This is a genomic window from Micromonospora reichwaldensis, assembly GCF_031845925.1.
Lineage (GTDB): Bacteria > Actinomycetota > Actinomycetes > Mycobacteriales > Micromonosporaceae > Micromonospora > Micromonospora reichwaldensis.
Map to the genome: position 1 here is coordinate 175,872 of NZ_JAVRFL010000006.1, position 26,869 is coordinate 202,740.

Genomic DNA, 26,869 nt, shown 5'->3' on the forward strand with positions numbered 1-26,869 from the left:
GCCGGGCGGCGGTCGTACCCTTGGCTTCGTGACCGCCGCCCTCACCCCGCCCGTCGTTCCCGACGCGGCACGCCGCCACCGGGCGCACGAGGAGCCGTCGACCACCGTTCCCGCGACGACCTGGGTTCCCCTCCTGGAGGCGCACGAAAGGCGTGCGGACGTCCTGACCGCGGGCCACCGCGCCCGCAGGGCCACGGGGGAACGCCACGCGATCGACGACTTCCTGTACGACTACTACGGCACCAGGCCCTCCGTGCTCCGACGGTGGCACCCGGGCGTGGGCGTCTCCCTGGAGCCGGGGCCGGACGGCTCCGCCCCGCACCGGCAGTGGCGTTGGTACGCGACGGCGGCGGACGGGGCGGTGAGCTTCGACGTCGCGGCGTTCCTCGCCGACCGGAGCGAGTCGGTGCGCTTCATCCACCGGCTGTTGTCCGCGATCGCGTCGCGACCCGCCTTCACCGGCTGCTTCGGCCTGCACGAGTGGGCGATGGTGTACCGCCAGCGGGAGCACCGGCACCCGCTCCCCCTGCGACTCGGGCAGGAGGGCACCGACGCGGTCGTCGAGTCGCACCAGATCCGCTGCACGCACTTCGACGCGTACCGCTTCTTCACCCCGGACGCCGTCGGCCTCAACCGGCTCCGACCCACGCGGGAGAGCCAGGTGGAACTCGACCAGCCGGGCTGCCTGCACGCATCGATGGACTGCCACAAGTGGGCGACCAAGTTGGGCCCCGCGGTCCCGGGGGACCTGGCGCTCGACTGCTTCGAGCTGGCGAGGGACATCCGGCTACTCGACATGCAGGCGTCCCCGTACGACTTCTCCTCCTACGGGCAGCCCGCGGTGGCCATCGAGACGCCGGAGGGCAAGGCCGAGTACGTGGCGCGGCAACGCGAGTTCGCGCAGCGTGCCGGCCAGCTACGCGCCCGGCTCATCGGCGTCTGCGCGGCACTGCTCGACCAGGCGGCGCCATCGCCACGGGTGGGGCTGTGACGCCCTGAGCCAGCGGTCTGCCCGCTGAGGTCGTGGAGCTGGCCGCCGGGGACCCCGTCGATGACAGCGAGGAACACCAGGCCCCGCGGGGAGCGTCGGGTCAGTCGCCGTCGACGCGGCGGTCGCGCTTGCGCTGTGACCGGCGCTTCTTGTCGGCCAGCCGGCGCTCCTTCGCGCCCCGCGACGGGCGGGTGGGCCGGCGGGGCGGGGGCGGCGGGGCGGCGGCCTCGCGCAGCAGCGCGGCCAGCCGTTCGCGGGCGGCCTCCCGGTTGGCGAGCTGCGCCCGGTGCTCGCTGGCGGCCACGGTGAGCACGCCGTCGACCAGCCGGCCGGCGAGCCGCTCCAGCGCCCGCGCCCGCAGCGGCTCGGGCACGCCGGGCGAGGCGGCCAGGTCGTAGCTCAGCTCGACGCGCGAGTCGGTGGTGTTGACGCCCTGGCCACCGGGCCCCGACGACCGGGAGAACCGTTCCCGCAGCTCGGCGGCGGGAACGGTCCACCGGTCGTTCACCCGCAGTCCGTCGTCCACCCCCCGAGGCTAGCGCCCCTGCCGGACGCTCGGGGTAGCGGACGGGCCCGGGGTCTGCGCGGGTGGGTCGGGACTGTCGTCGGAGTCGGCGGCGGCGTAGGCGACCGCCCCCACCAGCAGCAGGGCGATCACCCCGATCTTCGTGGTGGCCACCTTGATCAGCAGCCACGCGGCGCTCCGGGCGCCGGGCACGGTCATCTTGACGGTCTGGTAGTCGGCCCACCCGCGTCGTGCCCGGGCGTACGCCGACCCCACACCGGTACCGATCAACAGGCCCACCAGCAGGAGGACCACGATTCCAGGACGCTCCACCCGAGCCAGTTATCCATACTCAGCGTGATATTTCCATTGGCCGATCATTCCGCGCCGGGTATCCGACAGTTTTCACATTCCCGGGGCCGTCCCGGACGGCGGCCCGCAGCTCAGCCGCCCTTCCCGATGATCGTGTCGGCGGTCTGCTGCACCTGTTCGATGGGGATGGCGAAGCCGATGCCGATCGAGCCGTTGCCGTCGATCGTGGCGATGGCCGTGTTCACCCCGACCACCTCGCCGCGCGCGTTGACCAGCGGGCCGCCCGAGTTGCCCGGGTTGATCGAGGCGTCGGTCTGCACGGCGGTGTGCCGGTTGTCGCCGAGGCGCACCTGCCGGTCCAGGGCGCTGACGATGCCGGCGGTGACGGTGCCGGACAGCCCGAGCGGCGAGCCGACCGCCAGCACCGGCTCCCCCACCCGGGTGGATCCCGGCTTCGCCAGGGGCAACGCCGCCAGGCCGGCCGACGGCGGCACCCGCAGCACGGCGAGGTCGCTGCGCGGCTCCCGCCCGACGACCTCGGCGGCGAACCGCCGCCCGTCGGGTAGTTCCACCGTCACCGAGCCGCCGCGCCCCTTGGCCAGGATGTGGTCGTTGGTGATGATGTGCTGCTGGTCGTCGACGGCGAAGCCGGAGCCGGAGGCCGAGGCGCCGCCGGCCCCGCCCACCAGCACCGAGACCACCCCGGGCACGGTCTTCCCGGCGGCGGTCACCAGTTCCGCCGGGACGGGGGCCGCCGAGGCCGCCGCCGGGCCCGGGGCGTCGTCGCGGCCCGCCACGATGCCGCCGGCCACCGCGCCGGAGGCGGTCGACAGGGCCACCACCGCCAGCGCCGCCAGCACCCGTCCGCGCGGGCCGCGGCCCGCCGGGCCACCGTCGGGGTCGGACCCGCCCCACCGGGCCCGCCCGTCGGAATCCAGCTCCGGGGAGATGAACCAGGGGCCGCGCGGTTCGCCCAGCCCGGTCTGCACTGCCATGCGTACGCTCCTCACGTGTCCTTCTCGACGGCGGCCGTACGGGTCAGGGCAGCCGGGCGAACCAGCGCATCGAGCCGGCCGCCGCGCCCATGGCGAACACCAGCCCGAGACCGATGAACCGGGCCGAGACGTCCTGCCGTTCGATGCGGTAGCCGACCGAGGTACCGATGTCGTCGTAGACGGCGCGCAGCTCGTCGCTGGTGCTGGCCTCGTGGAACACGCCCCCGGTCTCCTCGGCGACCGCGCGCAGGGTCTGCCCGTCGACGGGCACCTGGATCGGCCGCCCGCCCCGGTCCACCGTGCCGCCGGGGGTGCCGAACGAGATGGTGTGCACCGGCACCTTCATGTCGACCGCCTCGGACGCGGCCTCCATCGGGTCGATGCCGGAGGTGTTCGCCCCGTCGGAGAGCAGGATGATCCGGGCCGGCGGCGGGTCCTTCGCCGCCTGGCTGTCGAAGCCCTTCACCGCGCCGAGCGAGGTGCTGATGGCCTCTCCGATGGCGGTGCCCTGCACCCCGGTGGCCCCCTCGACCAGCCGCTCGACGCCCTCGTGCAGCGCCTCCCGGTCGGTGCTCGGCGGCACCAACACCGCCGCGCTGCCGGCGAAGGCGACCAGCCCGACGTTGAACTCGTCCGGCAGGCCGTCGACGAAGCGCCGGGCGGACTCCTTGGCGGCGCTGAGCCGGTCCGGTTCCACGTCGCCGGCGAGCATCGAGGTGGAGACGTCCACGGCGACCATCACCGTGGCCCGTTCGCGGGGCACCCGGACCTCCGCCGTGGGCCGGGCGAAGCCGACCACCAGCAGCGCCAGCATGGCCACGAAGAGCCCGGCCGGCACGTGCCGCCGCCAGGCCGGACGGTGCGGCGCGACCCGGTCGAGCAGCCGCAGGTTGGTGAAGCGGACGGCGTACCGGCTGCGGCGGCGCTGCATGAGCAGGTAGCCGACGGCCAGGGCGAGCACCCCGAGCAGGAGCCAGAGCCGGGCGGGCGACTGCCAGATCACGCCGCACCTCCCCGGGCCACCCGCGCCGGGGCGGCCGCGAGGCGCCGCTGGGCGTGCACGTGCCGCACGATGTCGGCGCCCCAGTCCCGGTCGGTGCGCAGCGGCAGGTGCGCGGCCCCGCTGCGGCGCAGCGCCTGGCGTACCTGCTCGCGTTGGGCGGTCGCGGCGGCGGCGTAGCGCTCGCGCAGCGCGCGGTCGCCGGTCCAGACCTCGCGCCGCCGCCCGGTCTCCGGGTCGACGAGGGTGACCAGTCCGACGTCGGGCAGCTCCAGCTCCCGGGGGTCGGTGACCTGCACGGCGAGCACCTGGTGCCGCGCGGCGAGGCGGCGCAGGGGCACCTCCCAGGACGGCGCCTGCCGCGGGTCGTCGGGCAGTCCGTCGAGGAAGTCCGAGACCACCACGACGAGGCCGCGGCGCAGCGCCACCCGGTGCACGGCGGCCAGCCCGTCGGCCAGGTCGGGGCCCGCCGGCGCCGGCTCGTCCCGGTCGTAACCGCCGACACGCGGGGCGGTCAGCAGGGCCCGGAGCAGCCCGAACAGATGGGTACGTCCGCTGCGGGGCGGGAACCGGCGCAGCCCGTCCGGGCCGAGCACCTGCGCGCCGAGGCGGTTGCCCACGCCGCCGGTGAGGAAGCCGACCGCCGCGACGGCCGCCACGGCCAGCTCCCGCTTGTCCAGCTCGGCGGTGCCGTACTCCATGCTGGGGCTCGCGTCGACCAGCAGCCAGGTGGTCAGCTCCCGGTCGGCGTCGACCTCGCGTACGTGCGGGACCGTGGTGCGGGCGGTCACCGCCCAGTCCATCCGGCGCACTTCGTCCTCACCGGGCCGGTACTCCCGGCTGCCGGCGGTCTCGCTGCCGGGCCCGGGCAGCAGACCGCGGTACCGGCCGTGCAGCAGCCCGTCGAGCCGGCGCGTGACGGTCAGCTCCAGCCGGCGCAGCCGCCGGTCCCCGGTGAGGTCGGCCAGTCCCGGGTCGGCCGGCCCGGGGGCCGGGGCGGTGGCCCCGCGCCACCTCATGCCGCCGCCAGGTCGGCCGCGGGTTCCGGGTGGGCGGTGGCGACGCGCGGCGGCGGCACGACCTCCACCAGCCGCCGGACCACCGCTTCGGCGGCCACCCCGTCGGCGACCGCGTCGAAGGAGAGCACCAGGCGGTGGGCGAGCACGTCGACGGCGAGTTCGCGGACGTCCTCGGGCAACACGTACCCGCGACCGCGCAGGAGCGCCTGGGCCCGCGCGGCGCGGACCAGGCCGAGGGTGGCCCGGGGGCTGGCCCCGTACGCCAGCAGGGGGGCGATCTCGGGCAGGCCGAACCGGCCGGGGTCCCGGGTCGCGAAGATCAGCCGGACCACGTACTCGGCGATCGCGTGGTGCACGAAGACGTGGGCGGCGCGGGCCTGGAGGTCCCGCAGTCGCTGCGGGTCGAGCACCCGCCGGGCGACGGGCCGGTCGGCGCTCATCCGGTAGAGGATGGCGAGTTCGTCGGCGTCGCTCGGGTAGTCGACGACGACCTTCATCATGAACCGGTCGCGTTGCGCCTCCGGCAGTTGGTAGACCCCCTCCGACTCGATGGGGTTCTGGGTGGCCAGCACCAGGAACGGCTCGGGCACGGGATAGCTGTGCCCGCCGATGGAGACCTGCCGCTCGGCCATCGCCTCCAGCAGGGCGGACTGCACCTTGGCCGGGGCCCGGTTGATCTCGTCGGCGAGCACCAGGTTCGCCATGATCGGGCCCAGCTCGATGTCGAAGTCCTCGCGCGACGCGCGGTAGATCCGGGTGCCGACGATGTCGGAGGGGACCAGGTCCGGGGTGAACTGGATCCGGGAGAAGGTGCCGCCGACCACGGTGGCCAGGGTCTGCGCGGCGAGCGTCTTGGCCACCCCGGGCACGCCCTCCAGGAGGCAGTGCCCGTCCGCGATGAGAGCGGTGAGCAGGCGCTCGACGAGCCGATCCTGCCCGACGATCACGCGTTTGACCTCGAAGAGCGTCTGTTCCAGGTCGGCCGGGGTCGCATCGGGATCGGCCGGGCTGGGCACGCTGGCCAGGGTGTCCGAGATGTCCGTCACGGTGCTTGCTTCCCGTGCCGGCGGTCGGACAAACGTCGGATTATCGGCGCGGGGGCGGTCTTAAGGTGCCCGAACCGGGACGACCTTCCCGGCCGGGTGGTAACGGAAACGGGCACACCCGCGGGCGTCGATCATGCAGTTGTGGTGCCCCGCACAAGGCGCGATTCGGGGCACAACTCCCACCACAACCGCATGATCGACCCGCGAAGGGGCGAAGGGCGGGCGGGACGGGGCGGGGCGCCGGCGCCGGCCCCCGTACGAGACGGAGGCCGGCGTCGTCAGCGGGTGCTCAGTTGGCGACGACCAGGTGGAACGGCCGGTCGGCAACGCTTCCCGACGAGTTGCGGGTCTGGACGAAGACCGCGTTCGGCGTCTGGAGCCGCGGCGCGACGGAGACCTCGCCGCCCGGGGGCACGTTGTACGGGTCGGTGGTCCCGATGGTGGCGTGGAACGCCTTCAGCGAGACGTTGTAGTTGAACAGCACCTGGTACTCCCCGGGGCCGTACCGGGTGGCGGAAACCACCTCGGGCGAGCCGCGGAGCACGGTGCCGCCGTTGGTGACGACGGCGGAGGCGACGGTGCCCGGCGCCGTCGCCTGCGCGGACGGGCCCTGGGCCAGCGCGGCCTTGGCCTTGCGGGCCTCGGCGGGGGTCACCGCCGGCTGGCTGCCGGAGCCGGGCTGACGGGCGGCCGGCTGGACGACCTCGGCGGGCGCCTGCGCCGCCGGCTGGGCGACGGCGATCCCGCCCCCGGCCAGGGTGAGCGCCAGCGCGGCGAACGCCACCGCCACCGCCTTGCGTCGGAAGAGTGTGGTCATGACAGGTCTCCCTTTTGTTGACCGTGCGGATCCGACCGGTCCCACTGCACGCGGGACGGTCGACTTCCATTTTTTTCGGGCCGGGAAATAGCGACAACCGCCTGGAGCCCACACCTTCAGGCCGCACCTAGATGTTGCCGCTTCAACGATTTTGACCGGCTCTGAGCAGCGATTACTACTCAGAGTTTCGACGTCTCAACCCACTGGAAGGTAGCACCGCAAAAAGCCGGGCGTCAATAGTCGATCACGCTCGGCAATTACCCGAATCGAGATCGCCTAATTGTGAGAAGCGAACGCTGAACCATTCACGAACGGGTCACGCGAACTGCGTCGGAGCCGCCGCGTGGGCGCGTTCGGGACCGCCGGACGGGCGCTCGGACGCTATCCTCCGGCCGTGATCATCGAGACCGCGCAACCGGCGACGGGCCGCCGGACGGCGCGGCTGCGCACCGCGCTCTGCTGGGCCGCCGTCGCGCCCGGGATCGCCTGGGCGGCGGTACGACTGGGCGGTCTCGACCGGGGGCCGCTGGTGCAGCTGCTCGCCTTCACCCCGTACGCCGCCGCCGGGAGCCTCCTGCCGCTGGTGCTCGCGCTCGCCCTGCGGCGCCGGTGGCCCGCGGTGGTCGCGGCGCTGGTCACGGCGACCCTGGTGGCCGTGGTGGCACCCCGGGCACTGCCGTCCGGCCAGCCCCCGGCCGGCGGGCCGACGGTACGGCTGCTGACCGCCAACCTGCTCGCCGGGGCCGGCGACACGCGGGCGCTGGTCGACCTGGTCCGGCGGCACCGGGTCGACGTGCTCGCCGTGCAGGAGTTCACCCCGGACGCCGCGGCGGAGCTGGACCGGCTCGGCCTGCCCGGGCTGCTCCCCTACCGGCAACTCCACCCGCAGACCGGCACCGTCGGCTCCGGCCTCTACGCGCGGTTCCCGATCAGCGACGGCGGCGTCCGGCACAACCGCGGCGGCTGGGGCTTCGACCAGGCCTACGGCACGGTGGCGGTCCCCGGGGCGCCGGCGGTCCGGGTCGAGTCGGCGCACCCGTCGGCCCCGTACGCGGTGGACCAGGTCGGCCACTGGCGCGCCGACCTGGCGGCGCAGCCGCCCGCCACCCCGGACGGGCCGCTGCGGATCCTCGCCGGCGACTTCAACGCCACCCTCGACCACGCCCCGCTGCGCGCCCTGCTGGACACCGGCTACGTCGACGCCGCCGACCAGGTCGGCGCGGGCCTGGTCGGCACCTGGGGCCCGTACGACGGGGACCCGATCCCGCCGGTGACCATCGACCACGTGCTGGTCGACCGGCGGATCGCGGTGCGCGCGGTCACCGTGCACCCCGTGCGGGGCAGCGACCACCGCGCCGTCCTCGCCGAGCTGCGCCTCCCGGTCGGGTGAGGTCCCCGGCTGCCGGTGCGCGGGTGGCCGGGGCGGCTCAGACCCGGGCCCGGTCGAGGCCGTAGGTGAGCGCGTCGACGAGGGCGTGCCAGGACGCCTCGACGACGTTGGGGTGCACGCCGACCGTGGTCCAGTCGCGGTTGCTGCCGTCGACCGTCTCCAGCAGCACCCGGGTCACCGCGCCGGTGCCGTGGGTGCCCTCCAGGATCCGCACCTTGTAGTCGGCCAGCTCGAAGTCGCGCAGCTCCGGGTAGTGCCGGGCCAGCCCGACCCGCAGCGCCTCGTCGAGGGCGTTGACCGGGCCGTTGCCCTCGGCGGTGGCGATCACCCGCTCCCCGCGTACGCGGATCTTGACGGTCGCCTCCGAGACCACCGCGCCGTCCTCCCGGTGCTCGACCAGCACCCGGTACGACTCCAGCGCGAACGGCCTGGCGGGGGCGGTGTCCAGCTCCGAGCGGACCAGCAGCTCGAACGACGCGTCGGCGGCCTCGAACGACCAGCCGCCGGCCTCCAGCTCCTTGACCCGCCGGGTGACCCGCGACAGTGCCTCCGGATGGCCGGCCAGATCCAGGCCGAGTTCACGGCTCTTGAGCTCGACGCTGGCCCGGCCGGCCATCTCGGTGACGAGGATCCGCATGTCGTTGCCCACCACCTGTGGGTCCACGTGGTTGTAGAGCAGCGGATCCACCTTGATCGCGCTCGCGTGCAGCCCCGCCTTGTGGGCGAAGGCCGCGGCCCCGACGTACGCCTGGTGGGTGTCGGGGGCGATGTTGGCGATCTCGGCGATGGCGTGGGAGACCCGCACCATCTGCCCCAGGCAGCCCTCCGGTAGGACGGGCAGCCCGAGCTTGAGCTGGAGGTTGGCGACCACGGCGAAGATGTCGGCGTTGCCGGGGCGCTCGCCGTAGCCGTTGGCCGTGCCCTGGAAGTGGCGCACCCCCGCCTCCACGGCGGCGACGGTGTTGGCCACCGCGCAGGCTGTGTCGTTCTGGCAGTGGATGCCGAGCAGTTCCGGGCCGACCCCGAGCCGCGCGGTCAGGTCCGCGATGGCGGCGGTCACCTGGGAGGGCAGCATCCCGCCGTTGGTGTCGCAGAGCACCACCCGCTCGGCGCCGGCGGCGAGGGCGGTCTCCACGACGGCGGCCGTGTACGCCGGGTCGGACCGGTAGCCGTCGAAGAAGTGCTCCCCGTCGACGAAGACCCGGCGCCCCTCGGCCACCAGGTGCGCCACCGTGTCGCGGACCATCGCCAGGTTCTCGGCCCCGGTGGTGCGCAGCGCCCGCTCGACGTGCCGCAGGTCCGCCTTGGCGACCAGGGCGATCGCCGGCGTCTGCGCGTCGAGCAGGCCGCGGACCTGCGGGTCCTCGCCGACCGCCACCCCGGCCCGCCGGGTGGCCCCGAACGCGACCAGCAGCGCGTGCTTCAGGTCGAGTTCGGCGCGCGCCCGGCGGAAGAACTCGGTGTCCTTCGGCACCGCGCCCGGCCAGCCTCCCTCGATGAAGCCGACCCCGAACTCGTCGAGCAGGCGGGCCACCGCGAGCTTGTCGACCACCGAGTAACTGAGCCCCTCGCGCTGGGCGCCGTCGCGCAGCGTGGTGTCGTACACCTGGAACGTCATCAGGGAGTCCTTTCTCAGAGCAACAAAAAGACCCCCCGCGGATGCGGGAGGTCTGCGCGCTCGGCGGAGGGGAGGCCGGCGCGCTAGGTGCGAATAATCAGGTCGGTGCTGGTCACGATCGCCACTCTGCCATCCGGGACCCGGTTTTGGGAGGCGTAATCCACATGGCGGGACGGTGACGGAGGGTCCCGATACCGCACAGGTGGCCGGCTCGCCGGCACGACCCGCCGCCGGTGATCGACTTCACAAGTCACCCGGCCGCCGACCGGCGGAAACGGAGCTGGGGAAGTATCTGGAACCGATCCAGTTACCGGCCTCGTGCCGCTGTCAAGGAGGACCTGTGCTCACTGTCGGTGACCGCTTCCCCGAGTACGAACTCACCGCCTGCGTGTCGCTGGACGCCGACAAGGCGTTCGAGTCGATCGACCACAAGTCGCACCAGGGGAAGTGGCGCGTCGTCTTCTTCTGGCCGAAGGACTTCACCTTCGTCTGCCCGACCGAGATCGCGGAGTTCGGCCGGCTGAACGAGGAGTTCGCCGACCGGGACGCCCAGGTCCTCGGCGTGTCGGTGGACAACGAGTTCGTCCACTACGCGTGGCGCAAGGACCACCCGGACCTGCGCGAGCTGCCGTTCCCGATGCTGAGCGACGTCAAGCGTGAGCTGACCGCCGCCTGCGGCGTGCTCGGCGAGGACGGCGTGGCCCAGCGGGCGACCTTCATCGTCGACCCGGACAACGAGATCCAGTTCGTCATGGTGACCGCCGGCTCGGTCGGCCGCAACGTCTCCGAGGTGCTGCGGGTGCTCGACGCCCTCCAGACCGACGAGCTCTGCCCGTGCAACTGGAACAAGGGCGGCGAGACCCTGGACGCCACCAAGCTCCTCGCCGGCGCCGGGGCCTGACCATGGGTCTGGACGCGGTCAAGGCGGCTCTGCCCGAGTACGCCAAGGACATCAAGCTCAACCTCGGCTCCACCATCGCCACCAGCACGCTGAAGCCGGAGCAGGCGTGGGGCACCGCCCTGGCCTGTGCCGTCGCGGCGCGCAACCCGGTGGTGCTGCGCGAGATCGCGGCCGAGGCGGCCACCCACCTCGGGCCGGAGGCGGTCGAGGCCGCCAAGGGCGCCGCCGCGATCATGGCGATGAACAACGTCTACTACCGGGCCAAGCACCTGATCGGCGACGAGCAGTACCAGTCGATCCCGGCGCGGCTGCGGATGCAGATCATCGCCAAGCCGGGCGTGGACAAGGCCGACTTCGAGCTCTGGTGCCTGGCCGTCTCGGCGATCACCGGCTGCGGGGTGTGCCTGGAGTCGCACGAGAAGACCCTGCGCAACGCGGGCTTCAGCCGCGAGCAGGTGCACGAGGGGCTGCGCATCGCCGCCGTCGTGCACGCCGCCGCGGTGACCCTGGACGCCCAGGCCGCGCTCGCCTGACGGGTACCACACGCAGGGCCGGTGCCGCAGTGCGGCGCCGGCCCTGCGTCGTCCCCGGCACCGGCCCTGCGTCGTTCCCGGCGCCCACCAACGTCGTCCCCGGCGCCCGCCCACGTCGGCTCCGACGCCGGCCCCGCCGTTTCCGGTGGCGACGGCCCGGGTAGCTGACCGGGAGCAGACGAGAGACACCCGGACCGGCGAGACGACTGGCGACAGTCGGGGCAGGAGTTGTCAGATGGACAGGCTCGACCCGCACAGCACCCACGGCAGCCCGGACCCGCTGCGCGGCGGCGGCCAGGGCGAGTTCGCCGGCGGCGCCCCGGCCGGCACGTTCGACCCGTGGCGCTACCGCGACACCGCGAGGGTCGCCGACGCCGACCTGGTCGGCTACAAGGTCGAGGCCACCGACGGCGGCATCGGCAAGATCGACAGCGCCAGCCACGAGGTCAACGACAGCTACCTCGTGGTGGACACCGGGCCGTGGATCTTCGGCCGGAAGGTCATGATCCCGGCCGGCACCGTCAACCACGTCGACCACGACGAGCGCAAGGTGTACGTCGACCGGAGCAAGGACCAGATCAAGGCCGCCCCGGAGTACGACGAGACCGCCGACACCGACCCCACCTACCGGGACCGCCTCGGCGGCTACTACGGCGAGACGTACTCGGCCATCCCGCCCGGCACCGCCCGCTGACCGGCACGGCGTGCGACGGCCTCCCGCGGATCGTGGGAGGCCGTTACCGTGTCAGCGTGGACTCCATCGAGGTCGGTCGCCGGATCCCCTTCTCCGCGATGTTCAACTTCCGCGACGTGGGCGGCCACGTCGGCCACGACGGACGCACGGTGCGCCCGGGGCGGCTCTACCGCTCCGACTCGCTGCACCGCATCGACGACACCGACCGGGAGGCGTTCGCCGCCCTCGGCGTCCGCACGGTCATCGACCTACGCCGCCCGTACGAGGTGGAGCGTGACGGCCGCGTCCCCCACTTCGACGGCCTGACCTGGCGCAACATCCACCCGGAGCACGCGGAGTGGGGCGAGCGGCCCTACCGTCCCGGCACCGACCTGGCCCGCTACCTGGCCGACCGGTACGCCGATCTCGCCGGGACGGGCACCGCCGGGCTCGCCGAGGCGATCGGGCTGATCGCCGACGACGCCAGCGCCCCCGTGGTCGTGCACTGCGTCGCCGGGAAGGACCGCACGGGCATCGTCTGCGGGCTCACCCTCGCGGTGCTCGGCGTCGCCGACGACGACATCGCCGCCGACTACGCCCTGAGCACCGAGGCCGGCGAGCGGTACCGCGCCTGGTTCGAGGCCACCGGCCAGCGGGCGGGGCACACCCTGCCGGTGCTCACCTGCCCCGCCGACGCCATGACGCTCTTCCTCGCCGAGCTGCGGGAGGCCCACGGCTCGGTGGAGGGCTACCTGCGTCACGCCGGCGTCACCGACGCCCAACTCGCCGCGCTGCGCGAGCACCTGCTGACCTGACCCCGCCCTCCCGTGACGGCGCCGCCCCCGCACCGGGCGGCGCGGGGGCGGGGCGGTGCCGTCAGGGGGCGGATCAGAGGATGCGGCGGACCCAGCCGTGCGGGTCGTCGACCTTGCCGCGCTGGAGGTCGACGAGCTGCTGGCGCAGGGCCGTCGTGACCCGCCCGGGCTCGCCGCCGCCCACCAGGAACTCGCCGTCGGGGAAGCGCACCCGCCCGATCGGGGTGACGACGGCGGCGGTGCCGCAGGCGAACACCTCGCGGAGCCGGCCGCTCGCGGCGTCCGCCTGCCAGTCGGCGAAGCTCACCGGCCGCTCCTCGATCCGGTGCCCGGCGTCGGCGGCCAGGGTGAGCACCGACTCCCGGGTGATGCCGGGCAGGATCGTGCCGGTCAGCGGCGGGGTGACCACGGTGTCGTCGTCGTAGACGAAGAACACGTTCATGCCGCCCAGCTCGTCGACGAAGCGACGCTCCACCGCGTCCAGGAAGACCACCTGGTCGCAGCCGTGCTCGATCGCCTCGGCCTGCGCCACCAGCGAGGCGGCGTAGTTGCCACCGCACTTCGCCGCGCCGGTGCCGCCCGGGGCGGCCCGGGTGTAGTCCGGGGAGACCCAGACCGTCACCGGCTTCACCCCGCCGGAGAAGTACGCCCCGACCGGCGAGGCGATCACCACGTAGAGGTATTCGTTGGCGGGCCGGACGCCGAGGAACACCTCGCTGGCGAACATGAACGGCCGCAGGTAGAGGCTGCCGTCCTCGCCCTCGGGGATCCAGCCCTGGTCGGCGTCCACGAGCTGACGCAGCGAGTCGACGAACGCCTCCTCGGGCAGCGGCGGCATCGCCATGCGCCGGGCGGAGGCGGCGAACCGGGCGGCGTTGGCCTCCGGGCGGAACATGGTGACCCCGCCGTCGGCCGTCCGGTAGGCCTTCAGCCCTTCGAAGATCTCCTGCGCGTAGTGCAGCACCGCGGCGGCCGGGTCCATCGGGATCGGCGCCCGCGCCTCGACCCGGGCGTCGTACCAGCCCTTGCCGTCGGCGTAGCGGATGGTGACCATGTGGTCGGTGAAGACCCGTCCGAACCCCGGGTTGGCCAGCAGGGCGGCCCGGTCGGCGACGGATACCGGCGCGGGATTCGGACGGATCTCGAAGTCGAGCTTGTCACCACCGCTCATCGCGCTGACCTCCCTGCGGGGACTACGGCACACGGGTCCGCATGCCGAGAAAACTGGTGCGAGAAACTTACCCCGAACGGTCGTTCAGCGGGTAGCGCCGCCCGGCGTACCGGCAGCGCCGGGCGGGTGCGCGCCGCCCGGACCGGGGTGCGGCCGGGCGGCCTCGCCGGACCGGGTGCGGCCGGGCGGCGTCGACGGAAACCTCGGGGTGGGTGGCCGGCGGCCTCAGGAGGTGGCGTACCCGGCCAGCCGGTCGCCGACCTCCTCGGTGCGCAGTGCCGCGCCCGGGGCCCGGCCGGCCAGCTCCACGCCCACCGCCGCGGTGACCCGGGCGGCGGCGTCGGCGTGCCCGAGCTGGTCGAGCAGCAGGGCCGCCGAGAGTACGGCCGCCACCGGGTCGGCCACGCCGCGCCCGGCGATGTCCGGCGCCGAGCCGTGTACCGGCTCGAACATCGAGGGGTACGCCCCCTCGGGGTTGATGCTGCCGCTGGCGGCCAGCCCGATCCCGCCGGTGACGGCGGCGGCGATGTCGGTGAGGATGTCGCCGAACAGGTTGTCGGTGACCACCACGTCGTAGCGCTGCGGCTGGGTGACCAGGAACATCGCGGCGGCGTCGACGTGCTGGTACTCCGTGGTCACGTCGGGGTGCTCGGCCGCCACGGCCTCGAACGCGCGCGCCCACAGCGAACCGGCGTGGGTCAGCACGTTGGTCTTGTGCACGAGGGTGACCTTGCGCCGCTCCCGGCGCGTGGCGCGGGCGAAGGCGTCGCGGATCACCCGCTCGACGCCGTGCCGGGTGTTCAGGCTCTCCTCGGTGGCGACCTCCGCCGGGGTGCCCCGGTGCAGCGCGCCGCCGGCGCCGGCGTAGAGGCCCTCGGTGCCCTCGCGGACCACCACCAGGTCGACCTCGCCGGGCTTGACGCTGGCCAGCGGCCCGGGCACGCCGGGCCAGAGCCGCGACGGGCGCAGGTTGACGTACTGGTCGAAGGCGAAGCGCAGCTTGAGCAGCAGGCCCCGCTCCAGCACGCCCGGCGGCACGGTCGGGTCGCCGACGGCGCCGAGCAGGATCGCGTCGTGCCCGGCCAGCTCGGTGAGCACCGAGTCGGGCAGCACCTCGCCGGTGCGGTGCCAGCGGGCGGCGCCGAGGTCGTACTCGGTGGCGTCCACCCCCGGCAGCACGGCGTCGATGACCTTGCGGGCCTGCGCGACCACCTCGGGTCCGATCCCGTCCCCGGCCACCACCGCGATCCGTGCCACGTCCCTGTGCTCCCTCGCCTAGCCGTTTCGTCCGACCGTACGCCGCCGTCCCGCCTCCCGGTACGGACCTTCCAGAATGCGGGAAACGGGGATGCACAGGATCCTCCCAGGTGGCATTCATGGCGGGGTCATCTCCGCTGCCTAGCGTGATGACAAGCGGGTCAACGGGGGCCCGTGACGGAGGCCGCGAGGGCGCGGCCGGCGTCAGCGAGGGAGCAACGTCATGCGGATCGACCAGCAGCCACGGACCCGATGGGTGGACCAGTCGGCCTTCCAGCCGCGCCGGCCGGACCTGCGGCTGGGCGCCCGTAGTCACCGCGTGGACCGGTCCGGCACGGTCGGCGAGGACCGCATCGCCGTCCAGCACGCCGTGCGGACCTCCACGGCGGAATACTCGCTGCTGCTCAACGCCCCCGAGTGGCTGGGCCGTCGCGGTGTCGGGGAGGCGCTGCGGGACGCGGTGGCGGAACTGCGGGCCATCGACCTCACCTACGGCCCGACCCGGCCGGAGAGCCTGGTCTCCCGGCTGCGCCGAGGCGAGATCAGCCCCGACTCGTACCCGCCGCTGGCCGACCTGGTGGACCGCTGCGCGGCGATGCGGGCGGCCACCGACGGCTGGTTCGACGCCTGGGCGGTGCCCGGCGGCTTCGACCCCGGCGGCCTGCTCGGCGGGTGGGCGGTGGAGCGGGCCGCCGCCCGGCTGCGCGCCGCCGGCATCCACGACTACGCCGTGCTCAGCGGCGCCGACCTGGTCGTCCGCGGGCACGCGGCGCACGGCGGCCCGTGGCGGGTGGCGGTGCACCACCCGACGGACCAGCACCGGGCGCCGCTCGTGCTGGAGATGACGGCGGGCGCGGTCGGCACCTCGGGGGTGAGCGGCCGGCAGGGGCACGTGGTGGACCCGCACACCGGAGAGCCCGCCGACCAGCTGGTCGCCGCGACGGTCGTCGGGCCGGACCTCGCCGTCGCCGACGCCTACGCCACCGCGCTCTACGCCGCCGGGCCGGCCGGGCTGGACTGGTTCCGCGACGGGTCGGACTACCGCGTGCTCTTCGCCCACCGCCGCTGAGCCGGTCCCGCGTCGGCCCGCCGGGTGGGCCGGACGCGCGATCGGCCCCCACGGTCTCGGCAACGACTGTGAGGGCCGGTCAGCGACGAGTGCGCGTGGCTCGCGCAATCGAGGGGTGCGGGCCGGTCGGCCGGACGTCGACCTCGTCACCCGAAGACGGGCCCACGCCGCGAGCTCGGCCAGTGACCGCACCGATACGCTAGCGAATCGACGCAACTCAACGCAAGGGTCTCCACAGCGGACCGTCGTGACTGGAGCGTGCCGATCCGGGCCGGCAGGCCGATTTCGACGCGGGGACAGGCGGATGGCACGCTGTCCGCCGTGAGTTTCGACCTGAGCGTGTGGGCCCTGGCTGACGGGGCGACACCCGAGGACGTGCGGGCGGCGGTGCTGCGGTGCCGGCGGGGACAGCACGTCGACCGGTACCCGGACCCGCGGGTGGTGGCCTTCTACCGCGCCATCACCGGCAGCTACCCGGACCGGCCGGCCGGCCCCGGCACCCCGTGGGCGGTGGCGCCGCTGCACGCGGCCAGCGACCACGTCGAGCTGAACCTGCACCCGACCTGCGAGGACCAGGTGCTGCTCGACATCGAACGGCTGGCCGGCGCGTACGACCTGATGCTCTTCGACGCGCAGGACGGCTCGGTCTACCCGCCGCCGGCCCGGCTGCCCGGCTGACCACTCCCCGGACACGACGAGGGGCCCGGCGGATCGCCGGGCCCCCGCTCTCGCACGCTCAGGTCACTCGTCGCGCAGGTCCGCCGCGCTGGCCGCGACCGCGCCGATCGACTCCGCCGCCGAGGTGAGCAGGTCCGCGCCGAGCGCCTGGTCGACCGTGAGGGTCATCAGCGTCTCGCCGCCGGCCTCGCGGCGGGCCACCTGCATCGCCGCGATGTTGACGCCGGCCTCGCCGAGCAGCGTACCGACCGTGCCGACCACGCCCGGGCGGTCGACGTAGCGCAGGAAGACCAGGATGCCCTCCGCGCCGATCTCCACGTCGAAGCCGTCGACCTCGGTGAGCTTGATGACGTCCCGGCCGCCGGCGGTGGTCACCGTGCCGGAGACGCTGACCGTACGGCCGTCGGGCAGCGCGCCGCGGACGGTGACCAGGCTGGGGTGGTCGGCCGAGTCGGCCTGGGCGAGCAGCGTGACCTCGACGCCGCGCTCGGCGGCCAGGTGCGGCGCGTTGACGTAGGTGACCTGCTCCTCGACCACCGAGCTGAACAGCCCCTTGGTGGCGGCGAGCTTCAGCACCGACACGTCGTGGTTGACGATCTCGCCGCGCACCTCGACGGTGACGCTGGCGGCCACCCCGCCCGCGACGGCGGTGAAGGCCCGGCCGAGCTTCTCGGCCAGCGGCAGCAGCGGGCGTACGTCCTCGGCGACCACGCCGCCGGCCTGCACGTTCACGGCGTCCGGCACGAACTCGCCCTGCAACGCCAGCTTCACGCTCTTGGCCACGGCCAGGCCGGCCTTGTCCTGCGCCTCGCCCGTGGAGGCGCCCAGGTGCGGGGTGGCGACCACGTTGTCGAAGGCGAACAGCGGCGAGGAGGTGCAGGGCTCCTTGGCGTAGACGTCCACGCCCGCGCCGGCGACCCGGCCCTCGGCGATCGCGTCGGCCAGGGCCTGCTCGTCGACGAGCCCGCCCCGGGCGGCGTTGACGATCCGGACGCCGGGCTTGACGACGGCCAGCTCCTTCTCACCGATCAGGCCGACGGTCTCGGGGGTCTTCGGCAGGTGGATCGAGATGAAGTCGCTCTCCCGCAGCAGCTCCTCCAGGCCCACCAGGCGGACGCCGAGCTGGGCCGCGCGGGCCGGCTGGATGTAGGGGTCGTACGCGATCAGCCGGGTGCCGAAGGCGGCGATCCGCTGGGCGAAGAGCACGCCGATGCGGCCGAGGCCGACCACGCCGACGGTCTTGCCCTGGATCTCGACGCCGGTGTACTTCGACCGCTTCCACTCCCCCGCCTTCAGCGCGGCGCTGGCGCTGGCGGTGTTGCGGGCCACGGCCAGCAGCAGCGCGAGGGCCTGCTCGGCGGCGGAGACGATGTTCGAGGTGGGGGCGTTGACGACCATGACGCCCCGCGCGGTGGCGGCCGGCACCTCGACGTTGTCCAGACCCACGCCCGCCCGGGCGACGACCTTCAGCCGGGGCGCGGCGGCGATCGCCTCGGCGTCGATCCGGGTGGCGCTGCGCACGATGACGGCGTCGGCCTCGGAGAGCGCCGAGAGCAGGGCCGGACGGTCGGTGCCGTCGACGTGCCGGACGTCGAAGTCGTGGGCGAGCACCTCGATGGCGGCGGGAGCGAGTTCTTCGGCGATCAGTACGACAGGAGTCATTGGTCCTCGTAGTTGTCGTCAGAGGTGGGCCGGGCTGCGGGACGCCGCGCTGCGCCCTGCGCTGATCCGGGCCATGGCCGTCAGGTGCCGGCTACGCACCTACCCCGCGATCGTAGGGGGCCGGCCGGCCGGCATGTCCCGGACTACGGGGTGAGTGCCCTCACAACGGGTGACGACCCGCGGGTGGACGGCGAGCGGCGTGGCGGTACGCACAGGAAGCGGCCCGGTCCGGGCGCCGGGGAGAGCGCCCGGGCCGGGCCGCCGGGGGTGTGCGTCAGGCGGTTTCGGTGATCGGGCGGTCGACCCAGCTCATCATGCCGCGCAGCTTGCTGCCGGTCTCCTCGATCGGGTGCGCCGCGCCCTCGGCCTGCCACTTGCTGAAGTTGGGCCGGCCGGCCTCGTCCTCGGCCACCCACTCCCGGGCGAACTCGCCGGACTGGACCTCGCTGAGGATCTTGCGCATCTCCTCCTTGACCCGGGCGTCGATGACGCGCGGGCCGCGGGAGAGGTCGCCGTACTCGGCCGTGTCGGAGATGCTGTAGCGCATCTTCGCGATGCCGCCCTCGTACATGAGGTCGACGATCAGCTTCAGCTCGTGCAGGCACTCGAAGTAGGCCACCTCGGGGGCGTAGCCCGCCTCGGTGAGCACCTCGAAGCCGGTCTGCACGAGCGCCGCCGCGCCGCCGCAGAGCACCGCCTGCTCGCCGAAGAGGTCGGTCTCGGTCTCCTCGGTGAAGGTGGTCCGGATGACGCCGGCCCGGGTGCCGCCGATGCCCTTGGCGTACGACAGGGCCAGCGCGAGGGCGCTGCCGCTGGCGTCCTGCTCGACGGCGACCAGGCAGGGCACGCCCTTGCCGTCGGCGTACTGGCGGCGGACCAGGTGGCCCGGGCCCTTCGGCGCGACCATCGCCACGTCGACGTCGGCCGGCGGCTTGATCAGGCCGTAGCGGATGTTGAAGCCGTGGCCGAAGAAGATCGCCTTGCCCGGGGCCAGGTTCGGCGCGATCGACTCGGCGTAGATGCTGCGCTGGGCGGTGTCCGGCGCGAGGATCATGATGACGTCGGCCTCGGCCGCCGCGTCGGCCGGCGTGAGCACGCGCAGGCCCTGCTCCTCGGCCTTGGCCCGGCTCTTGGAGGCCTCCGGCAGACCGATCACCACGTCGACCCCGGAGTCGCGCAGCGACAGCGCGTGGGCGTGGCCCTGGCTGCCGTAGCCGATCACCGCCACCTTGCGGCCCTGGATCAGGCCCAGGTCGGCATCGTCGTCGTAGTACACCTCAACGCTCATGATTTCCCTTTCGTACGGCGGCCCGGGCGGCCCGTCGTGGATCTGTGCGGTGTCGGTCCCAGGCGGCGCTACGCGCCGGCACTGGTCGGGCGGTCCCGGCCGGCGCGGGGCGCCGGCCGGGTCGGGGTCAGGCGGCCCGGAGCGAGGGTCCGGCGGTGATGGAGCGCGAGCCGCGCCCGATCGCCACCAGCCCGGACTGGACCATCTCCTTGATCCCGAACGGTTCGAGGTCGCGCAGCAGCGCGTCGAGCTTGTCGGGGGTGCCGGTGGCCTCGACGGTCAGCGTGTCCGGTGCCACGTCGACCACCCGGGCCCGGAACAGGCCCACCGTCTCCAGCACCTGGGCCCGGGCCGCGCGGTCGGCGCGCACCTTGACCAGGAGCAGCTCCCGGGCGACCGAGACCTGCGGGTCCAGCTCGACGATCTTGAGCACGTTGACCAGCTTGTTGAGCTGCTTGGTGACCTGCTCCAGCGGGGACGACTCGGCGTTGACCACGATGGTGATCCGCGAGACGTCCGGGTTCTCGGTCTCCCCGACGGCGAGACTGTCGATGTTGAAGCCGCGCCGGGAGAACAGCCCGGAGACCCGGGCCAGGACGCCCGGCTTGTTCTCCACCAGGACGCTCAGGGTGTGCATGGTCATCAGATGTCATCCTCGTCGAAGGCCGGGCGGACGCCCCGGGCGAACATGATCTCGTCGTTGCTGGTGCCGGCGGCGACCATCGGCCACACCATGGCGTCCTTGCCGACGACGAAGTCGATGACCACCGGGGCGTCGTCGATCGCCATCGCGGCGGCGATGGTCGCGTCGACGTCCTCGGCGTTCTCGCAGCGCAGGCCCACGCAGCCGAGCGCCTCCGCGAGCTTCAGGAAGTCGGGGATGCGGTGCTTGTGGGTGCCGAGGTCGGTGTTGGAGTAGCGCTCCCCGTAGAACAGGGTCTGCCACTGCCGCACCATGCCGAGGTTGCCGTTGTTGATCACGGCGATCTTGACCGGGATGCCCTCCAGCGCGCAGGTGGCCAGCTCCTGGTTGGTCATCTGGAAGCAGCCGTCGCCGTCGATCGCCCACACCACCGTGTCGGGCTTGCCGACCTTGGCGCCCATCGCCGCCGGCACCGCGTAGCCCATCGTGCCGAGGCCGCCGGAGTTCAACCAGGTGTACGGCTTCTCGTAGGAGATGAACTGCGAGGCCCACATCTGGTGCTGGCCGACCCCCGCGACGTAGATCGCGTCCGGGCCGACGAGCTCGCCGAGCCGCTTGATCACGTACTGCGGGGAGAGGGTGCCGTCGGCCGGCTCCTCGTAGCCCAGCGGGTACCGCTTGCGCAGGTCGTCGAGCTGGGTCCACCAGTCGGCGAGGTCGGCGCGACGGCCGGCCGCCTGCTCGTTGGTCACCGCTGCGATCAGCTCGTCGATGACGTGCCGGGCGTCGCCGACGATCGGGACGTCCGCGTGCCGGTTCTTGCCGATCTCGGCCGGGTCGATGTCGGCGTGCACGACCGCCGCGTCCGGGGCGAACGAGTCCAGCTTGCCGGTGACCCGGTCGTCGAAGCGGGCGCCCAGGGCCACGATCAGGTCGGCCTTCTGCAGGCCGTAGACGGCGGAGACCGTGCCGTGCATGCCGGGCATGCCCAGGTGCTGCGGGTGCGAGTCGGGGAACGCGCCGAGGGCCATCAGCGTGGTGACCACCGGGATCCCGGTCAGCTCGGCCAGCCGGCGCAGCCCCTCCGTGGCGCCGGCCTTCAGCACGCCGCCACCGACGTAGAGCACCGGGCGCCGGGCGGTGGCCATCAGTCGGGCCGCCTCGCGGATCTGCTTGCCGTGCGGGTGCAGGGTCGGGCGGTAGCCGGGCAGGTCCAGCGTCGGCGGCCAGGTGAAGGTGGTGGGCGCCTGGAGGACGTCCTTGGGGATGTCGACCAGGACCGGCCCGGGCCGGCCGGTGGCGGCCAGGTGGAACGCCTCGGCCAGCACCCGGGGGATCTCCTCGGCCTCCTGCACCAGGAAGTTGTGCTTGGTGATCGGCAGGGTGATGCCCTGGATGTCCGCCTCCTGGAAGGCGTCCGTGCCGATCGAGGGCCGCGCGACCTGACCGGTGATGGCCACGATCGGCACCGAGTCCATGTACGCGTCGGCGATCGGGGTGACCAGGTTCGTCGCGCCGGGCCCGGAGGTGGCCATGCAGACCCCCACCCGGCCGGTCGCCTGGGCGTAGCCCGTCGCCGCGTGCCCGGCGCCCTGCTCGTGGCGGACCAGGATGTGCCGGACGGTGGAGTCGTAGAGCGGGTCGTACGCCGGCAGGATGGCGCCGCCCGGGATGCCGAAGACGACGTCGACGCCGAGCGCCTCGAGGGACCGCACGAGCGAACCGGCGCCGCTGACCTGGGCCGGAGCGGGTGTGCGTACCCCCGGGACGGCCGGGGTGGCCGCGGCGCGCGCGGCGCCGGCGTGCTCGGCGTCGCTCGCGGGCTCGGCGACCGTGCGGGCCCGCCGGGCGGAGTGGGCGAGTGTCTCTGGCGTGGGTCTCGTCATGGCGGTTCAGGCCTTCGGCTGGAGTGGGTGCGGCTGTTCGAGCGGGTGACGCGGGCGACGCCCGGCGTCGATGGGTCCGACGGCAACAAAAAAGCCCTCGTGCAGGATGCACGGGGCCAGCGCACTCTCAACGTGGAGAGTGCGCTCAGGTAAGTACTCGCAGCGACCGGTACGACGACATGCGGCAAGCCTGACGCATCTCACGCGATGAGTCAACTGATCCCACATGTTGGTTCACGGACCGCCGGGTTTCACCCGTCCGGGGCGCTAGGAACCCTGCTCCACCTGCGCGGACCCCGGCCCGGAGGGGCGCGGGGCGGGCAGCGTCGGCAGCCGCCGGGGCGGCGGCGCCGCGGGCGGGCCGGCCGGCGCGGGCGTCGGGGCCGGGCGGGCCCCCGGGGACGTGGCCGCCTCCAGCATCGCCTCCAGGTGCTCGGCCGGCACGCCCCAGCCGAAGAGCGCCCCCTGGCCGAACCGGCAGCCGGCGGCGACCACGGCGGCCAGCTCCGTCGGCGTGGTCACCCCCTCGGCGATGACCTCCAGGCCGAGCTGGTGGCCGAGGCGCATGACGATGTCGACCATCGGCGCGAACGCCGGGCCGTCCCGGCCTACCGGCCGCACCGGCTCGTGCTCCGCGACCAGCCCGTGGTCGATCTTGAGGATGTCGATCGGCAGGCGGCGCAGCTGGCCCAGCGAGGAGTACCCGGCGCCGAAGTCGTCCAGCGCGATCCGCACACCCGTCAGCCGCAGCGCCGTCAGCCGCCGGATCAGCTCGTCCAGGTCCGTCGCGACGGCGTGCTCGGTGACCTCCAGCACAAGCCGCTGCGGTGGCACCCGGTGGGCGCGCAGCGCCTCGGCGACCTGGACCACGTATTCCGGGGCGTGCAGCTCGCGGGGGGACACGTTGACCGAGACCCAGACGTCGTGGCCGTCGGCCAGCCAGCGGGAGAGCTGGTGGCACGCCTGGTGCAGCACCCAGGCCCCCAGCTTGGCGATCATCCCGCACTCCTCGGCCAGCGGGATGAACTCGTCCGGGCCGACCTTGCCCAGCACCGGGTGACGCCAGCGCAGCAGCGCCTCCGCGCCGACCGGGCGCACCGAGGGCAGCGAGGCGACCGGCTGGAACACCAGGCGCAGCTCGTCGCGCTCGATCGCGCCGCGCAGCTCGTGCTCCAGCGTGGTGCGCCGGCGCAGCAGCTGGTCGTACGCGGCGTCGTAGCGCTCGATCCGGTTCTTGCCGCGCTGCTTGGCGTAGCGCAGCGCCAGGTCGGCGTGGCGCAGCAGCAGCTCCACGTCGGGCTCGCCCGTCCAGCCGGCAACCCCGATGCTCACCGACAGGAAGACCGGCCCCTCCGGCTGGTCGTAGGCGCGCCCGAGCACGCCGAGCAGGCGCTCGGCGACCCGGTCCGCGTCGGCGGGCTGGCCGTGCATCAGCACCGCGAACTCGTCGCCGCCGAGCCGGGCCGCCACGTCGCCGGGGCGCAGGTTGGCGCGCAGCCGCTCGCCGACCTCGGCCAGCACCGCGTCGCCCACGTCGTGGCCGCGCATGTCGTTGACGTGCTTGAAGCCGTCGAGGTCGAGCCCGAGCAGCACGCAGGGGGCGCCGGCCTCGGCGCACCGGTGCAGCGCCTGCAACAGCCCCCGCCGGTTGGCCAGCCCGGTGAGCTGGTCGGTGTGTGCCAGCTCGCGGAAGTGCGCCTCCCGCTCGGCCAGCCGCCGGGCGTATCCGCGCACGTCGTGCAGCGTGAGGTACTGCCGGGTCACCAGGGCGAAGCCCTCCACGCTGCCGGCGACGATGCCGAGCGCGTCGAACCGGCCGTCCTGGAGCAGGTGGTACATCGCCGAGGCCGCCATGGCGAACATCGGGACGAACGCGTACGCGCCGTCGCGGCGGATCAGGTCGGGCGGCGGCCGGTCCGCCGCGTCCGGGCGGCGGGCGGCCGACGCGGCGGCGACCAGGCCGGCGGCGAGCACTCCCGCCCCGGCCAGCGCCATGCCCGGCCCGGCCTGGCAGAGACCGGTGGCGATGCCGAGCCCGCCGCAGGTCACGGCGGTGGCCCCGACGCCGACCCAGGCGGCGCGACCGCGCGGCGGCGGGGCACGGAAGGCCACGATCAGGGCGAGCCCGGCCGTCAGGGCCGCGCTGACCGTGGCGAGCAGGATCGGCACGCAGGCCACCGGGGTGGCGTCGCCGAGCAGCCGGGTGGGCTCGGAGAAGACCACCCAGCCGACGAACCAGAACGCCGTCGCCATCACCAGGCCGTCGAGCGCCAGCCGGACGGTGGCCGCCGCCGTGGCGGCCACGCCCGGCAGCCGGAGCAGCCCGGCGGAGAAGAGCAGCCCGCTGGTCGCCGTGCCGATCGCCACGACGCCGGCCCAGCCGGTGTGCCCGTCCGGGGTGTGCCCCGCGTGCCCGGCGGTGGCGAGCGCCACGGCCGCCCCGACCAGCAGGGTGACCAGCGCCACCCCGGACGCGGCGGCGAGCAGCGCGTACGCCTGCCGGTGCGGCCCGGCGCTGCGCCGGGCGCCGACGGCCGACAGCGCGGCGGCCGCCGCGGCGACCAGCCCGCACAGCACCGCGACCGCGACCATGCCCGGGGGGAACTGCACGTCCCAACTGTGCCGGATGCGCGCGCGGTGTGGGGGCCCGGGTGTGCAACCTTTGGGACACGTCGCGCACGGCGGCCGGCCGTCCCGGCGGCGGTGTAACACTGGTGGGCATGCCTGAGCTGCGGTCGAAGACCTCCACGCACGGTCGGACGATGGCCGGCGCCCGGGCCCTCTGGCGGGCCACCGGGATGACCGACGACGACTTCGGCAAGCCGATCGTCGCCATCGCCAACAGCTTCACCCAGTTCGTACCCGGTCACGTGCACCTCAAGGACATGGGTGGGCTGGTCGCCGAGGCGGTGGCGGAGGCCGGCGGGGTGGGCCGCGAGTTCAACACGATCGCCGTGGACGACGGCATCGCCATGGGCCACGGCGGCATGCTCTACTCCCTGCCCAGCCGGGAGCTGATCGCCGACGCGGTGGAGTACATGGTCAACGCGCACTGCGCCGACGCCCTGGTCTGCATCTCGAACTGCGACAAGATCACCCCGGGCATGCTGCTGGCCGCCCTGCGGCTGAACATCCCGGCCGTCTTCGTCTCCGGCGGGCCGATGGAGGCCGGCAAGACCGTGGCGATCGAGGGCGTCGTGCACTCCAAGATCGACCTGATCGACGCGATGATCGCCTCCTCCAACGAGGCGGTCACCGACGACCAGCTCGGCGAGATCGAGCGGTCGGCCTGCCCGACCTGCGGCTCCTGCTCCGGCATGTTCACCGCCAACTCGATGAACTGCCTCACCGAGGCGATCGGCCTGGCGCTGCCGGGCAACGGCTCGACGCTGGCGACCCACGCCGCGCGCCGGTCGCTCTTCGTCGAGGCCGGCCGCACCGCCGTGGAGATCGCCAAGCGGTGGTACGACGGCGACGACGCCTCCGTGCTGCCCCGCGCGGTCGCCAGCCGGGCCGCGTTCGAGAACGCCGTCGCGCTCGACGTGGCGATGGGCGGCTCGACCAACACGATCCTGCACCTGCTCGCCGCCGCCCGCGAGGCCGAGCTGGACTTCGGCGTCGCCGACATCGACGCCGTCTCCCGCCGGGTGCCCTGCCTGGCCAAGGTCGCCCCGAACTCCCCGAACTACCACATGGAGGACGTGCACCGGGCCGGCGGCATCCCGGCCATCCTCGGTGAACTGGACCGGGCCGGCCTGCTGCACCGGGATGTGCACGCGGTGCACTCCCCCAGTCTGGAGCGCTGGCTCGCCGACTGGGACGTCCGGGGCGGTTCGCCGACGCCGGAGGCGGTCGAGCTGTTCCACGCCGCCCCGGGCGGGGTGCGCACCGTCGAGCCTTTCTCCACCACCAACCGCTGGTCGTCGCTGGACACCGACGCCGCCGAGGGTTGCGTGCGGGACCTCGCGCACGCCTACAGCGCCGATGGCGGGCTGGCGATCCTGCACGGCAACCTTGCGCCGGACGGCTGCGTGGTGAAGACCGCCGGGGTGCCCGAGGAGTGCCTGACCTTCCGCGGCCCGGCCAAGGTCTACGAGTCCCAGGACGACGCCGTCGAGGCGATCCTCAACAAGCGGATCGTCGCCGGCGACGTGGTGGTGATCCGCTACGAGGGCCCGAAGGGCGGCCCCGGCATGCAGGAGATGCTCTACCCCACCTCGTTCCTCAAGGGCCGGGGGCTGGGCCGCTCCTGCGCGCTGCTCACCGACGGCCGCTTCTCCGGCGGCACCTCCGGGCTCTCCATCGGGCACGTCTCCCCGGAGGCGGCCTCCGGCGGGCTGATCGCCCTCGTCGAGTCCGGCGACGAGATCGTCATCGACATCCCGGGTCGTTCGATCGCGCTGAACGTGGCCCCCGACGTGCTGGAGGCCCGGCGCATCGCGCAGGAGAAGCGCGACAGGCCGTACACCCCGGTCGACCGGCAGCGGCCGGTGTCCGCGGCGCTGCGCGCGTACGCCTCGATGGCCACCTCGGCCAGCGACGGCGCCTACCGGCGCGTCCCGGAGTAGCGCCGCGGCGGGCCGTCTTCGTGAGCGGGTAT

24 protein-coding genes are annotated in these 26,869 nt (G+C 73.9%); 9 read left to right on the top strand and 15 right to left on the bottom strand.

Translation table 11 applies throughout. The features are described from left to right. Positions 1-28 precede the first annotated feature (28 nt). Positions 29-991, top strand: coding sequence for a 3-methyladenine DNA glycosylase (locus RM555_RS07315; RefSeq protein WP_311410987.1), 963 nt, complete (start codon positions 29-31; stop codon positions 989-991). Between the two features lie 100 nt (positions 992-1,091). Here the strand turns inward: RM555_RS07315 and arfB are convergent, their stop codons facing one another. From arfB to RM555_RS07350, 7 genes are all read right to left on the bottom strand, one after another. Then, complete coding sequence (gene arfB / locus RM555_RS07320; RefSeq protein ID WP_132232586.1) at positions 1,092-1,517, bottom strand: alternative ribosome rescue aminoacyl-tRNA hydrolase ArfB; 426 nt, start codon at positions 1,515-1,517, stop codon at positions 1,092-1,094. Between the two features lie 9 nt (positions 1,518-1,526). Continuing rightward, entirely contained in the window at positions 1,527-1,829 is a 303-nt protein-coding gene (locus RM555_RS07325) for a hypothetical protein (protein ID WP_311410988.1), read from the bottom strand. A 110-nt stretch (positions 1,830-1,939) separates the two neighbouring features. Beyond that, positions 1,940-2,803, bottom strand: coding sequence for a S1C family serine protease (locus RM555_RS07330; protein WP_311410989.1), 864 nt, complete (start codon positions 2,801-2,803; stop codon positions 1,940-1,942). 43 nt (positions 2,804-2,846) lie between these two features. After that, positions 2,847-3,806, bottom strand: coding sequence for a VWA domain-containing protein (locus RM555_RS07335; RefSeq protein ID WP_311410990.1), 960 nt, complete (start codon positions 3,804-3,806; stop codon positions 2,847-2,849). Beyond that, positions 3,803-4,822 carry a DUF58 domain-containing protein gene (locus RM555_RS07340; protein WP_311410991.1) on the bottom strand — a complete coding sequence of 340 codons (1,020 nt, stop codon included), beginning with the start codon at positions 4,820-4,822 and terminating at the stop codon, positions 3,803-3,805. Before RM555_RS07340 ends, RM555_RS07335 begins: the two co-directional genes overlap by 4 nt. Beyond that, positions 4,819-5,868, bottom strand: a complete 1,050-nt coding sequence (locus tag RM555_RS07345) for an AAA family ATPase (RefSeq protein WP_311410992.1) — start codon at positions 5,866-5,868, stop codon at positions 4,819-4,821. The genes RM555_RS07340 and RM555_RS07345 overlap by 4 nt, the downstream gene beginning before the upstream one ends. Before the next feature lie 289 nt (positions 5,869-6,157). Then, a complete protein-coding gene (locus RM555_RS07350) occupies positions 6,158-6,685 on the bottom strand; it encodes a hypothetical protein (RefSeq protein WP_311410993.1) in 528 nt (175 codons plus the stop codon). 400 nt (positions 6,686-7,085) lie between these two features. Here RM555_RS07350 and RM555_RS07355 point away from each other — a divergent pair, with 400 nt between their 5' ends. Beyond that, positions 7,086-8,075 (top strand): endonuclease/exonuclease/phosphatase family protein, encoded by a 990-nt coding sequence (locus RM555_RS07355; protein WP_311411037.1) that lies wholly within the window; start codon positions 7,086-7,088, stop codon positions 8,073-8,075. 37 nt (positions 8,076-8,112) lie between these two features. Here RM555_RS07355 and cimA read toward each other — a convergent pair whose 3' ends face one another. After that, complete coding sequence (cimA, locus tag RM555_RS07360) at positions 8,113-9,693, bottom strand: citramalate synthase (protein ID WP_311410994.1); 1,581 nt, start codon at positions 9,691-9,693, stop codon at positions 8,113-8,115. Positions 9,694-10,033: 340 nt separating this feature from the next. On the opposite strand from cimA, the gene RM555_RS07365 reads away from it, so the two are divergent. From RM555_RS07365 to RM555_RS07380, 4 genes are all read left to right on the top strand, one after another. Beyond that, complete coding sequence (locus tag RM555_RS07365; protein ID WP_089001610.1) at positions 10,034-10,594, top strand: peroxiredoxin; 561 nt, start codon at positions 10,034-10,036, stop codon at positions 10,592-10,594. Between the two features lie 2 nt (positions 10,595-10,596). Then, positions 10,597-11,127, top strand: coding sequence for a carboxymuconolactone decarboxylase family protein (locus RM555_RS07370; RefSeq protein WP_132232570.1), 531 nt, complete (start codon positions 10,597-10,599; stop codon positions 11,125-11,127). A 235-nt stretch (positions 11,128-11,362) separates the two neighbouring features. Next, positions 11,363-11,821: a PRC-barrel domain-containing protein gene (locus tag RM555_RS07375; RefSeq protein ID WP_311410995.1), complete on the top strand. Its 459-nt coding sequence runs from the start codon at positions 11,363-11,365 to the stop codon at positions 11,819-11,821. A 98-nt stretch (positions 11,822-11,919) separates the two neighbouring features. Further along, entirely contained in the window at positions 11,920-12,615 is a 696-nt protein-coding gene (locus tag RM555_RS07380; protein WP_396888713.1) for a tyrosine-protein phosphatase, read from the top strand. A gap of 73 nt (positions 12,616-12,688) precedes the next feature. On the opposite strand, the gene RM555_RS07385 is transcribed toward RM555_RS07380, so the two are convergent. Both RM555_RS07385 and RM555_RS07390 read right to left on the bottom strand, forming a co-directional pair. Continuing rightward, the gene (locus RM555_RS07385; protein ID WP_311410997.1) at positions 12,689-13,786 is read right to left on the bottom strand and encodes a branched-chain amino acid aminotransferase; all 1,098 of its coding nucleotides are present in this window, start codon (positions 13,784-13,786) and stop codon (positions 12,689-12,691) included. 225 nt (positions 13,787-14,011) lie between these two features. Then, positions 14,012-15,043, bottom strand: a complete 1,032-nt coding sequence (locus tag RM555_RS07390) for a 3-isopropylmalate dehydrogenase (RefSeq protein ID WP_311410998.1) — start codon at positions 15,041-15,043, stop codon at positions 14,012-14,014. A 223-nt stretch (positions 15,044-15,266) separates the two neighbouring features. Here RM555_RS07390 and RM555_RS07395 point away from each other — a divergent pair, with 223 nt between their 5' ends. Both RM555_RS07395 and RM555_RS07400 read left to right on the top strand, forming a co-directional pair. Further along, positions 15,267-16,112 (top strand): FAD:protein FMN transferase, encoded by an 846-nt coding sequence (locus RM555_RS07395; RefSeq protein WP_311410999.1) that lies wholly within the window; start codon positions 15,267-15,269, stop codon positions 16,110-16,112. A 321-nt stretch (positions 16,113-16,433) separates the two neighbouring features. After that, entirely contained in the window at positions 16,434-16,790 is a 357-nt protein-coding gene (locus RM555_RS07400) for a hypothetical protein (protein WP_311411000.1), read from the top strand. A 63-nt stretch (positions 16,791-16,853) separates the two neighbouring features. Here the strand turns inward: RM555_RS07400 and serA are convergent, their stop codons facing one another. The 5 genes from serA to RM555_RS07425 form a co-directional block, all read right to left on the bottom strand. Then, positions 16,854-18,452 carry a phosphoglycerate dehydrogenase gene (serA, locus tag RM555_RS07405; RefSeq protein WP_311411001.1) on the bottom strand — a complete coding sequence of 533 codons (1,599 nt, stop codon included), beginning with the start codon at positions 18,450-18,452 and terminating at the stop codon, positions 16,854-16,856. A gap of 274 nt (positions 18,453-18,726) precedes the next feature. Further along, positions 18,727-19,740 carry a ketol-acid reductoisomerase gene (gene ilvC, locus RM555_RS07410; RefSeq protein WP_311411002.1) on the bottom strand — a complete coding sequence of 338 codons (1,014 nt, stop codon included), beginning with the start codon at positions 19,738-19,740 and terminating at the stop codon, positions 18,727-18,729. Positions 19,741-19,867: 127 nt separating this feature from the next. Then, positions 19,868-20,383, bottom strand: a complete 516-nt coding sequence (gene ilvN, locus RM555_RS07415) for an acetolactate synthase small subunit (RefSeq protein ID WP_210837033.1) — start codon at positions 20,381-20,383, stop codon at positions 19,868-19,870. Then, positions 20,383-22,269, bottom strand: coding sequence for an acetolactate synthase large subunit (locus RM555_RS07420; protein WP_311411003.1), 1,887 nt, complete (start codon positions 22,267-22,269; stop codon positions 20,383-20,385). Before RM555_RS07420 ends, ilvN begins: the two co-directional genes overlap by 1 nt. Before the next feature lie 267 nt (positions 22,270-22,536). Further along, positions 22,537-24,861, bottom strand: coding sequence for a putative bifunctional diguanylate cyclase/phosphodiesterase (locus tag RM555_RS07425; RefSeq protein WP_396888714.1), 2,325 nt, complete (start codon positions 24,859-24,861; stop codon positions 22,537-22,539). Positions 24,862-24,989: 128 nt separating this feature from the next. Between RM555_RS07425 and ilvD the strand changes: the two genes are divergently transcribed. Continuing rightward, the gene (ilvD, locus tag RM555_RS07430; protein ID WP_311411005.1) at positions 24,990-26,837 is read left to right on the top strand and encodes a dihydroxy-acid dehydratase; all 1,848 of its coding nucleotides are present in this window, start codon (positions 24,990-24,992) and stop codon (positions 26,835-26,837) included. Positions 26,838-26,869 lie beyond the last annotated feature (32 nt).